Annotated in this window: 11 protein-coding genes; all 11 read right to left on the reverse strand. The window is 35.9% G+C overall.

What is annotated here, in order from left to right:
• Positions 1-193: 193 nt before the first annotated feature.
• Positions 194-586 carry a four helix bundle protein gene (locus tag BMZ76_RS05010; RefSeq protein ID WP_091203636.1) on the reverse strand — a complete coding sequence of 131 codons (393 nt, stop codon included), beginning with the start codon at positions 584-586 and terminating at the stop codon, positions 194-196.
• A gap of 191 nt (positions 587-777) precedes the next feature.
• Complete coding sequence (locus BMZ76_RS05015; protein ID WP_091203637.1) at positions 778-1,728, reverse strand: GDP-L-fucose synthase family protein; 951 nt, start codon at positions 1,726-1,728, stop codon at positions 778-780.
• A gap of 9 nt (positions 1,729-1,737) precedes the next feature.
• Positions 1,738-2,745, reverse strand: coding sequence for a mannose-1-phosphate guanylyltransferase (locus BMZ76_RS05020; RefSeq protein WP_091203638.1), 1,008 nt, complete (start codon positions 2,743-2,745; stop codon positions 1,738-1,740).
• A 171-nt stretch (positions 2,746-2,916) separates the two neighbouring features.
• On the reverse strand, positions 2,917-3,264 hold the full coding sequence (locus BMZ76_RS05025; protein WP_091203639.1) for a four helix bundle protein: 348 nt from the start codon (positions 3,262-3,264) through the stop codon (positions 2,917-2,919).
• A 161-nt stretch (positions 3,265-3,425) separates the two neighbouring features.
• Entirely contained in the window at positions 3,426-4,709 is a 1,284-nt protein-coding gene (locus BMZ76_RS05030) for a nucleotide sugar dehydrogenase (RefSeq protein WP_091203640.1), read from the reverse strand.
• A 404-nt stretch (positions 4,710-5,113) separates the two neighbouring features.
• Positions 5,114-5,578, reverse strand: coding sequence for a UpxY family transcription antiterminator (locus tag BMZ76_RS05035; protein WP_091203641.1), 465 nt, complete (start codon positions 5,576-5,578; stop codon positions 5,114-5,116).
• A 250-nt stretch (positions 5,579-5,828) separates the two neighbouring features.
• Positions 5,829-7,220, reverse strand: a complete 1,392-nt coding sequence (locus BMZ76_RS05040; protein WP_091203642.1) for a UDP-glucose 6-dehydrogenase — start codon at positions 7,218-7,220, stop codon at positions 5,829-5,831.
• Positions 7,221-7,388: 168 nt separating this feature from the next.
• Complete coding sequence (locus BMZ76_RS05045; protein WP_091203643.1) at positions 7,389-8,384, reverse strand: SDR family oxidoreductase; 996 nt, start codon at positions 8,382-8,384, stop codon at positions 7,389-7,391.
• Between the two features lie 25 nt (positions 8,385-8,409).
• The gene (locus BMZ76_RS05050; protein ID WP_091203644.1) at positions 8,410-10,878 is read right to left on the reverse strand and encodes a polysaccharide biosynthesis tyrosine autokinase; all 2,469 of its coding nucleotides are present in this window, start codon (positions 10,876-10,878) and stop codon (positions 8,410-8,412) included.
• 16 nt (positions 10,879-10,894) lie between these two features.
• Entirely contained in the window at positions 10,895-11,686 is a 792-nt protein-coding gene (locus tag BMZ76_RS05055) for a polysaccharide biosynthesis/export family protein (protein WP_091203645.1), read from the reverse strand.
• 73 nt (positions 11,687-11,759) lie between these two features.
• Entirely contained in the window at positions 11,760-12,380 is a 621-nt protein-coding gene (recR, locus tag BMZ76_RS05060; protein ID WP_091203646.1) for a recombination mediator RecR, read from the reverse strand.
• Positions 12,381-12,437 lie beyond the last annotated feature (57 nt).

Below are 12,437 nucleotides of genomic sequence, written 5' to 3' on the forward strand. Positions count from 1 at the left end.
TGTTTTGCCTCTCGATTAACAAATTAGTTTTATTTTTTTATAAGAAAGACCCGCCTAATTGTTTGATCAATTGGTGAATCGGTTATCTGATTAATTGTTTTTATTCCGATTCATCGATTATACTTTTCCTAAACGATTAACCTTAACTTAAGCAGTTAATCTTTCCTACCCAGTTAACCCCTTTAATAAACAATTAAACTCTTTTTTTCAACGTCTCTTTATTATTGATTTGATACTTATAAAGTGAATTGAGTTTATTTAGAATAGCATCTAATTTTATTCTAAGTTCTGTATATTTTTCTTCTTTAATATTCTTCATATTTAAGGCGGTATTCAAATGATCTATTGTTTCTAAAGCAGTTAAATAGGACATATTAGTGAAATGTGCCTGATCAAAATTAGAAGATCTTCCCGGACCCTCTGCCAAATTAGCGGAGATACTGGCAGATGCTCTATTAATTTGACTGACTAAATAAAATCGTTCTTCTTTTGGAAATAGCTGACTCATCAATTTTATATCTATTTTGAACTTTCTCGTTAGCTGATAAACTTCTAATTTTTCGAACGAATAAATATGATAGCTCATAGTTGTTTAATTGGTTAATCGCATAATTGTTTTAGTATTGCTTAATTCCGTTAATCTTTTCCCTAACCAGTTAATTTTTTTTAAACAGCTAAACGATTAAACTTTTTCTAAACCAGTTAATCTCTTTTAAACGATTAAACTTTTTCCTAACCAGTTAACCTTTTCCTAACCAGCTAAACGATTATCCCCCTTTACATTTTCACTTCCTTAAATCGATCTATGTTCTCTAAAAACCAAGTATACGTCTTCTGTATTCCCTCTTCGAACTGCACCTGATGTTTCCATCCTAATTCATGCATCTTGGTAATATCCATTAATTTTCGTGGTGTTCCATCGGGTTTGCTGGCATCCCAAATGATTTCTCCATAATGTCCCGTTATTTTTTGGATAGTTTCGGCCAACTGTTTGATGGTCAAATCTTTTCCTGTCCCCACGTTGTATAAATAGTCCGGAAGTTTATTTTCCAAAGCAAAAATAACTGCAGCAGCCATATCATCCACAAAAAGAAACTCTCGCATGGGTGTTCCGCTACCCCAAAGAGTTACCGGAGCATGATTGTTTTCTTTGGCTTCATGGAATTTGCGCATCATTGCCGGTAAAACATGAGACGTATTTAAATCAAAATTGTCATGGGTCCCGTACAAATTGGTTGGCATTAAACTCAGGTAATCCTTTCCAAATTGCTTGCGAATGGCTTCACAAGCTTTGACACCAGTGATTTTTGCAATAGCATACCATTCATTCGTAGGTTCCAAAGTACCAGTAAGCAAATATTCCTCTTTTAAAGGTTGTGGCGCCAATTTTGGATAAATACAAGAACTCCCTAAAAAAATAAACTTCTCCACTCCGAATTTTAAAGCAGAATCGATTAGATTATTCTGGATCTGCATGTTCTCCATAATAAATTGGTAGGGATAGTCATTGTTGGCCAAAATACCGCCCACACGTGCTGCGGCATCAATGATCACTTCGGGTTTTTCGGCAGCAATAAAATCAGCAACTGCTTGTTGATTTCTCAAATCCAAGGCAGCACTTGAAACTCCCAATAAATTAGTGTAACCTTTAACTGTCAAAGTTCTCCAAATAGCACTTCCTACCATTCCGTTATGACCTGCTATATAAATTTTAGAATCCTTATTCATAACTAATATTTAGTTTAACAAAACTGAATTTTGTTTTTCCAAAGCACTGTAAACATTTTTAACATCCTGAGAACTCTCTTTTTGAAGAATTAAATTAGCGGTCTCCGTGTAAACAAAAATAGTATTTTTTACACCGACAAAAGCAGTATAATTAGTAGTACCAATTACCATATTCCCATTTGTATCGACCGCATGTCCTGTAGCGGCCAAATAATCATAAACCGATTCAAAAGAACCCAAATCAGACCAAACAAAGGTCGAAGGAACAACTTTTATCTTTTTACTACGCTCCATAACAGCATAATCAATACTGATTGACGGAATATCCAGCGATAAGGCCAAATCTAAATTTCCATCCATATTGGCGTCCCAAGCTATTTTTGATTTTTCATATACTTCAGGAGCAAACAATTTCAATTCTTCCAAAAAAACACCTGCTTTAAAACAAAACATGCCACTGTTCCAAAGAAAATTCCCCTTGGCAATAAAATCAGTCGCCGTAACTTTATTGGGCTTTTCACGAAAAGATACAACATCGTCTCCTTTTCTTTCAATATATCCATAACCCGTCTCCGGTTTAGTTGGGACAATCCCAAAAGTGACAATAAAACCGTTGGAAGCCTTTTCAATGGCCTCTTGAACAGCTTTAAGATACTGTTCCATATCATCGATAATATGATCTGATGGCGTCACAATTAAAATGTCCTCCGGATCAGAAGCCAACGCAGCAAAAGCGATGGCTGCAGCCGTATTTCTTGGAGTAGATTCTATAATGTCAATATAAGAAGTATTCGATTTCTCTAAAACTTGTCTGCTCAAATGGCAGTTGTCAATGTTGCCAACAACCATAACCTGATCCACTAAAGTACGATTGCGTTCTACAGTCATTTCAAATAAAGACTTACCTTCAAATAAATCTAAATATTGTTTAGGTTGGCTTTTTCTGGATAATGGCCACAATCGGCTTCCCACTCCACCAGTAAGAATGACATGAGTGATTGAATGTTTATTTTCCATATTATATTCGTTGTTCGAGATTTGTTATTCGATGTTCGAGATTCGTTGTTCGAGATTCGTCATTCGAGATTCGATGGACGTTAAAAGAAAAACGGTAATCGAGATTCGTTGTTTGAGATTCGATGGACGGTGGTCGAAAATCCTTGGACGTTAAACGAAAATCGATAAACGTTAAACGGATAACGATTTAATTAATTTATACAACATTATTTTTATTCTTATGCACAATTCAAATAAAAACATATAATCAGAATCAGTAATGTAACCTAAATCTTTATACAAATACAAATGACAATTTGTTTCTTCTAATGATCCTTTTGCTATGTATAAGAACTGTATGAACTCTTTTTTATATTGTCTTGCCTGACCTTCAATTATATTTGTGGGAACGCTACTTACACTTCTTCTCACTGGACTCATAAGACCAAATTGTTCAGATTTTGGGAAGTCCTGCGTAATTTTATAGACCTGTAAAGTGAGCTGATGAGCTAATTTCCAAACTTCTAAATTTGATTCCATATTTTATTCGTTGGTCGAAGTTCGTTGGTCGTTGATCGAAATTCGCTAATCGAGATTCGATAGACGGTGGTCGAAAAACGATAATCGAGATTCAATTGACGGTACTCGAAAATCGTTGGACGATGGACGTTGGACGAAAAGCGAAGGACGATACGCGACGCTTACAACTTTCCATCCGCCAAATCCCCCAAAATCCCTTTAACATCGTATAACAAACTGTTCTCATTTTGCAATTTGGAGAAATCAATAGCCAGGAATTCACGATGTGCGACACCTAGAACAACCGCATCGAATTTTTCATTTGGTAAAGTAGCAGTTGTCACTAAAGCGTATTCATGCTGTACTTCTGATGGATTAGCCAAAGTGTCATAAATAGTAATAGCAATTCCATAGTCGGTCAAAGCCGTTATGACATCCACAATTTTTGTATTGCGAACATCAGGACAGTTTTCTTTAAAAGTTATACCAAGCATAAGCAAGGTAGCACCATTTACCGAAATTCCTTTTTTGATCATCAATTTTACAATCTGCGAAGCCACATAATCGCCCATACTGTCATTCAATCGACGTCCTGCTAAGATAATTTCTGGATGATAGCCGAATTCTTGTGCGCGTTGCGCCAAATAATAGGGGTCTACACCAATGCAGTGCCCGCCGACTAGACCCGGTTTGAAAGGAAGAAAATTCCATTTCGTACCAGCTGCTTCTAAAACGGCATGGGTATCAATTTGCATCAGATTAAATATTTTAGCCAATTCATTGACAAAAGCAATATTAATATCCCGTTGGGAGTTTTCAATCACTTTAGCGGCTTCGGCTACTTTGATGGAGGGTGCCAAATGGGTACCTGCGGTGATCACTGATTTATATAAGGCATCGACTTCTTGGCCAATTTGCGGTGTTGAACCTGAAGTTATTTTTAAAATTTTTTCTACCGTATGCTCTTTATCACCTGGATTAATGCGTTCCGGGGAATATCCGACAAAAAAATCAACATTAAATTGCAGACCGGAAACTTCTTCCAAAACGGGGACACATTCTTCTTCTGTTGCTCCAGGATACACGGTAGATTCATAAATAACGATATCTCCTTTTTTCAAAACTTTACCTACCGTTTCACTTGATGTGTATAGAGGAGTCAAATCCGGACGATTGTTTTTATCGACTGGAGTGGGAACCGTTACAATATAATAGGTACAGTTGGCTATAGCAACTATGTCAGTGGTGCAATACAAACCAATAGAATCACTGGGTTCTTGTAACAATACTTGTTGTAAAACTGCGTCCGATACTTCAAAAGTGGTATCAGTGCCGGACTGCAACGAAGTAACTCGGGACTGATTAATATCAAACCCGGTAACAGCATGTTGCGTCGCAAACAATCGGGCCAATGGCAAACCCACGTAACCCAAACCAATTACCGCTATTTTTTTAATGGAATTCATTTTTAAATTATTATCATAACACTTTCAACGCTAATTACTAATCATTGTTTATTATAATGTACCGCTACGCATTCCTTACTCACACAAAACGGAGCAGGAATCTAGTTAAATAAAGAGGCAAATATAGCTACAATCGGCTATCAAAAAGAATACTCCAAAACAATTAAACATTAAATATTTGCAGGCACTTTAAATTAAAGCACTAACGACTGAAAACCAATACTTAAGTACGAATATTTAATTCAATTTTATTTTTATTTTTCAATCTAAAAAACAGTTTTTACCAATTTTTCGCCAACAGTACAGATTTTACGCAAGTAATAAAAGTCTTATTATATTTGCACAAAGCTCACGTTCCTGTAAAACATACAAAAAGGTCATGTAGCACAAGAAACAAACACCCTTTACTTTATTTTCATTTTCAAGACACATCCTAAAGATTCCAAAACCAACACATAATGTGTATTGGTCATTTCTTGAATTGTAGCTGTTTGTGCGGAGAATGGTCCTGATTCCAATTGTATGGAATCCCCAACTTGATAGGACGAAACGGCAACATCAGTTGTATCGGACGTATTGAGCCATTTTTTTATAACTTCAATTTCGTCATTACGGACAATTGCCGGTTTTCCCAACCAAAACAAATACCGCACCACACCAACACATTCAAAAACAGCATTGCGGTCCCCTTCAGCTAACTGAACAAAAACATAGGAATTAAAAAGAGGAACTTCCACTTTTTTCTTTCGGTCAGACCATTGTCGCATTTGTGTAACCAATGGACAATAACATTCAATTCCTCTCTTTTGTAATTGTTCTGCAACTTTCTTCTCCCATTTGGGCTTTGTATACACTACATACCAATTCATCTTCTTTTTTTATTACAATACAATTAGTATTCCGCGTCAAATTTGAAAGTAAACACTTGTACATTATAACACACCGTGCCTCATTAATATCTCTGACTCCATGACGCTATCGCTTACCGCTCTGAAATTCTTTATCTGTATCTACACTGCTTGTTGCTGCGCCTTTCTTAAACTCTTTCTCAATATTTTTTATTCCTTGCTCTTGACCTTATTATTATTGTGGCCCATCATTTCTTTACAACCAGTATATTTAGGAACCGATAGCTTGGTACACAAAACCAATAGCTTTCAAATCAGGACCATTCAACAAATTCCTGCCATCAAAGATAAAAGCGGGCTTTTGCATCGAATCATAAATTTTTTGCCAGTCATACTGAGTGAATTCGTCCCACTCCGTGAGTACAGCGATAGCATGTGCGTTTTGGCAGGCTTCATAAGGATCCGTAAAAGAACTGACGCTGTTGGCATTGCGTTCCGCATTTCTTGTTTCTAAATAATTTAAATCATTCATGATTTGTTTATTCGAAACTTTTGGATCGTAAACAGCAATTTTTGCCTGCTCGTTAATCAAATCATCGGCAACATAAATAGCCGCAGATTCTCTGGTGTCATTCGTGTCTTTCTTGAACGCCCAACCCAAAAAAGTAATTTTTTTATCCGAAACTGTATTGTAAAGCGTTTGTACAATGGTATTGGAGAAACGTCTTTTTTGATGATCATTCATAATGATGACTTGTTCCCAATAATCGGCCACTTGATTTAAACCATACGATTTTGCGATGTAAACCAAATTTAAAATGTCTTTTTGAAAACAAGAACCTCCAAAACCAACGGAAGCTTTTAGAAATTTCGACCCAATCCTGCTGTCCATTCCGATAGCTTTCGCTACTTCCGTGACATCAGCTCCTGTTTTTTCACAAAGTTCTGATATGGCATTGATCGAAGAAATACGTTGTGCCAAAAAAGCATTGGCGGTAAGCTTAGACAGTTCAGAAGACCAAACATTAGTAGTCAATATTTTATCTGAAGCAACCCAATTCGAATATACATCAACCAAGGCCTGAATCGCTTTTTTACCTTCCTCTGAAGCATCACCACCAATAAGGATTCTATCGGGATTTAATAAATCAGAAACCGCTGTTCCTTCCGCTAAAAATTCTGGATTGGACAAAATTTGAAACTGCACACCATTACCGGTATTGTCAAGAATACTTTTAATTGCTTCTGCGGTTCGAACCGGTAGAGTAGATTTTTCTACCACTATTTTATTGTCTTTGGCTACGCGGGCAATTTGTCGGGCACACAATTCAATATATTTCAAATCAGCCGCCATGCCTTTTCCTTTTCCATAGGTTTTAGTAGGCGTATTCACCGATATAAAAATAATCTGAGCTTCATCTATGGCTTTGTCAACAGCAGTGGAAAAAAATAAATTCCTTCCTCTCGCTTCCGCAACAATGGTATCCAATCCCGGTTCATAAATAGGAATATTGGCAGTGTCTTTATCATTCCAGGCGGCGATGCGCTCTTCATTCAAATCGACCACTGTAACTTGTATGTGTGGACATTTTTGAGCAATGACAGCCATCGTTGGACCACCAACATATCCAGCCCCAATGCAACAAATTTTTGTAATTTTCATATTCTTATTTTTTTTGCTCAATTGTACCTTTATATATTTCTGAACCTCATCTATTCAACAAGTATTATCTCATCATCCACTGCTTACCTCATACGATACCCAAACTATGAACATTCCTAACTATTCACAATCCCCTGAACACTATTTCTTGACCCTGTACGTTCCTAACTATTTGCTTTTCTCCCGCAAATTCTCCCAGTACCATTGCACCGCTGCTCGCAATCCTTCTTGCAGAGAATATTTTGGATCGTATCCAAGCAACGTTTTTGCTTTGTCAATACTGGCTAACGAATGCGGAATATCTCCTGCTCGGTTTGGACCATATTCAACAGCAACATTCTCTATTTTTGGATCATGTTCGGCTAAAAATTCTTTCAGATAATCCACCAAATTATTCAACGTATTTCTATCACCATAAGCCGTATTATAAACTGTATTGATTGCCTCCGGATTTTGGGTCAACATTGCCAACTCATTCATTTGAACGACATTATCAATATAAGTAAAATCACGGGAATAATTTCCATCCCCATTTATTTTTGGACTTTCGTGTTGCATAAACTGCATCACAAATTTCGGTATAACGGCAGCATAAGCGCCATTAGGATCCTGCTTTTTTCCAAAAACATTAAAATAACGCAGACCAATTGTTTCTAAACCATACGTCTTGCTGAAAATTTCTGCATACAACTCATTCACATACTTTGTAATAGCATACGGAGATAGCGGTTTCCCAATCACATTTTCAACCTTGGGCAAAGCTTCTGAATCCCCGTAAGTCGAGGAACTTGCAGCATATATGAAACGTTTTACTTTCTCGTCTTTTGCCGCCACCAACATATTCAAAAATCCGGAAACATTCACATCATTAGTGGTAGCCGGATCATTTATAGACCGTGGCACAGAACCTAAAGCCGCTTGATGCAAAACATAATCTACTCCTTTTACTGCAGTGGCACAATCTACCGCATTCCTAATATCTCCTTCTATCAAAGAAAAATTGGGATGATTTATAAAATCTTTTAAATTATGCCTGTGACCTGTGGCAAAATTATCTAAACAAACTACTTTATACCCTTTTAACAAAAAATAATCACAAAGATTAGAACCTATAAATCCCGCACCCCCAGTAATTAAAATCGCTTTTTGTATTTGCTCTTTCATTTCGTTTTGCTTTAAAAACTACCTGTTACTTCGTTGGTTTTTTTAATATTTTTTGCGCTACCTTTTGATAGATACTCTTCGGTTTTTCCTCTTCATAATAGCCATTCGCATACGTTCCGTACCCGTATCCATAACCGTATCCATACCCATAACCCGTTCCGTATTTTGCTTTATTTTCCAAACCGTTTAAGATAATGCTGGTGTTGTTTAACTCCCCACGTTTCACTCGATTGTTTAACAATGTAATCATGTCCTTTTTAGTAAAATTCTGTCTGACAATATACAGCGTTACATCGGAATATTGTGCCAATTCTAACGCATCAGAAACCAAACCAACAGGCGGCGTATCCAAAATAATATAATCGTACTTTTTCTTTAATTCTTCAATTAATTCTTTCATGCCCTCACTCATGATCATCTCAGCCGGATTCGGTGGAATAGGTCCTGATAGAATAACATCCAAATAAGGAATATGGGTATGATTGATAATCTCATCAACTGTTTTTTGTTTAATTAAATAATTAACCACCCCTATTTCATTGGATAAGTTAAACTCCGAAGCTAACCTAGGTTTTCTTAAATCCAACCCGATAACTACTGTTTTCTTTTCACTTAAAGCAAAAACTGTCGCAATGTTTATCGAACAAAACGTTTTCCCTTCACCACTCACCGAAGAGGTAATCATCAAAGTCTTAGCACCATCCACATTTTGCTGCTTGTATAAAAACTGAAGCGAGGAACGAATCGCTCTAAAGGATTCCGACAAAGCAGATTTAGGTTTGTCATAAACTGCTAAATTCGTATTCTCTCTATTGACTCCAACTACTCCAATCAATGGGATTTTTGTTATTTTGCTGATATCTTCTGTATTTTGAATCGAGTTATTAATAAAGAAAACGGCAAAAACAAAAATCAACGGAAACAAAATTCCCAGAAATAATGCCAAAACATAATTAACCGAAGTTTTTGGACCAATTAATCCTCCTCCAACATCTTTTGCAGGATCAATAAAATGAACGTCTGACAAGTTCGCTGCTTTCACAATATCCGCTTCGCTTCTTTTTTGAAGAAAGGTACTGTAAATATTATCGCTTAAATCATACTTCCTCTTAATCTTAATAAGCTCTTGTTGATCCTCTGGAAGTTGTTTTATGGTACTTTCAGTTTCATTTATTTTACTGCTGACCATTGCTAAATCATACTGCAAAGCTGATTTGGCGGTAGCTATATTTTCTAAAAGTACATTTTTGACGGCTTCCATTTGATTGTCAAAATCTTTGAAAATCTTATCACTTTTTACAGCATAAGCCATTTCAGATCTTTGGGTAGATAACGCAATTAATTTAGAAACATTAACAACAATATTTGGATCTTCAATTCCAGCTACAGATGGTGCCGGAAGTTTAGCATAATTCACGCTGTTTTTCAGGTACGCCTTTAAAGAGTTGTAATACGCCATTTTACGATTAACCTCATCTTTTTTGACATCAAATTCTAAAATCTTTTCTGAAAATTTAGCGCCACCTTCCTCAATATCATAGATATTTTTACCTTTTCTAAAAGTTTTCAACTCATTCCCGGTTTCCTTCAATTGGGATTCCATAGTAACCAATGTGCTGTCAATAAAAGCAATTGTATTGGTTGCAAATTGATTCTTACTATCTAATTGTCTTTTGATAAGCATTTTAACAGTCGAATTCAAATACTCAACCATTCTTGCTTTATTGGTTCCTTGCATTCCTAAAGTGATTATGGAACCACCTTTATCATCTGATTGCACACTTATGCCTTTGTATCCGGATACCGTTCCGTTAAAATCATTAAACTGCACAAAATACTCGTTCCCTTTATAAAAACCAGGGGTATCATTTATTTGTAATTTCCAATTCAAAAAAGGTAACGAGACTTGCTGCCCTACTTTATATTTTTTAACAAATTCACCGGTTTCAACGGCGGTGTTACTATAGGAATTATTGGAATACGTAACTATTGAAACGTTTGGATTCTCAAATGGAATTCTGATTTCATATTCACTTTCACTTAAAAACTTAATTCCAATAAGTGTTCCCGCAAGTTGTCCTTTAGATTTATCAATATTTACAGTGAAAGGAACAACACCATAAGCATCGACCAAATTATATTTGCCTTGAGCCAAATAGCTAATATAATATTGTAGCTTATCTACTACCAATTCATTATGAGAACGGGATTGTAATGTTGTAGAAATAGTCTGAACCTGATCCGAAGTACCGCCCCAATTAAAAACCAAACTCGTATTTGACGTAAAAAGAGGGTTGCTTTCTTCCTTTACAGCAATAAGCGTTTCCATACCGTAGATTTTTTCTTTACGAATATTCACCTGATATGCAACAGTAAAAGTGATTAGCAAACTGAGTAAAAACCACTTCCAGTAACTTCCGATTTTTATTAAAAACCCTTTAAAGTCAAAGCTGACTTGATTTTCAAAAATCGAAAAATCTTTTATATCTAACATATTTTAATCGCGGTTTTTAATTTTTTAATAGTAAGAAAGTCGTTGTGGCTAAAGAAAGCAAAGTAATAATAGTTCCCAGCGATTCTATACCCGTTTTTCCGGTCCCCCAAGTTTTCTGTTTGAGAGGCTTTATATAAACATAATCATTAGGCTGCAAGTAAAAATAAGGCGATTTCATCACATTTATATCGGTAAGATCTAAATCATGCATTTCAACTCCAGTTGGTGTTTTTCGCATGATTGTCACTGCTTTTCTGTCTCCGGTTATGGTGATATCTCCAGCATTAGCAATAGCTTCCATAATATTTACGTGTTCCTGAAATAATGTTTTTGTCCCTGGACCGCCTATTTCCCCATTGATTGTATATCGAAAACCCGCCAATTTAACAGTCACAAAAATATTCGCTTCCTTATTAAAATACTCCGCTAATAATTGCTTTTCTAATCGTATTCTGACTTCATCCAGCGTGTATCCAATTACATTCAAATCTCCCAAAACAGGAACTCTTATATTCCCGTGATCGTCCACAGTAAACCCATCAAAATACAATCCCGACTCAGATTTTCCTGCTGCAGCACCTTCATTGGAAGGACTAAATATAGCGACTAATTTTGGATCTATCGCTTTTATAGTAATACTCAAAACGTCATTAATTTGCAATCTATACGGCTTTGTTTCTATAGCTGCAATTGTAGCTTCCGCTTGTGAGCTATCTTTTTTCTGAAGATAAATTAAATCTTTGGTAGGTATACAAGATGAAAGCAACACACTAATAACTAACAACAAATAGAGTACGAATTTGCTCATTTTCAATATTTTTTAAGCGACAAATATAGCTTTTCATTTACGATTTAAAAAGCATCGCTATTCTTTAAATGGATTAATTATTTTTGAAAGACTTTTCAAATGCAACTCTTTGTAAAATACTCCTTCCCAAAGTAACTTCATCCGCATATTCCAGTTCATCGCCTACCGAAATTCCTCTGGCGATTGTTGATATTATTATTTCACAATCGGCAATTTGTTTGTAAATATAAAAATTAGTCGTATCACCTTCCATCGTGGAACTTAAAGCAAAAATAATCTCGTTTACACTTCCTGATTTTACTTTTTCGACCAAAGTTGTAATATTCAACTGACTGGGACCAACGCCGTCAATGGGCGAAATTTTACCTCCCAAAACATGGTAAATACCCCTAAACTGACCTGTATTTTCGATTGCCATAACATCGCGAATATCCTCCACAATGCAAATAATTTGATGATTTCTGGTTTTGTTAGCGCAAATTTCGCACATCATGCTATCCGAAATATTATGACAACTGCTACAATACTTAATATTTTCACGCATAGCAATCAAGGCTTGCGACAGAAATCCTGTTTGCTCTTTGGGTTGTTTTAATAAATGCAGCACCAATCGCAGCGCAGTTCTTTTGCCAATTCCTGGCAGCTGAGACATTTCGTTAACTGCTTTTTCTATTAATTTTGAAGAAAATTCCATAAAAACAAAAGTAGTTAATTTGTCCCAATCGTTAGGGATAGATATTTTGAAAATTTG

Origin of the sequence: Flavobacterium xueshanense (assembly GCF_900112975.1) — a bacterium.
GTDB classification, from domain to species: Bacteria; Bacteroidota; Bacteroidia; order Flavobacteriales; family Flavobacteriaceae; genus Flavobacterium; species Flavobacterium xueshanense.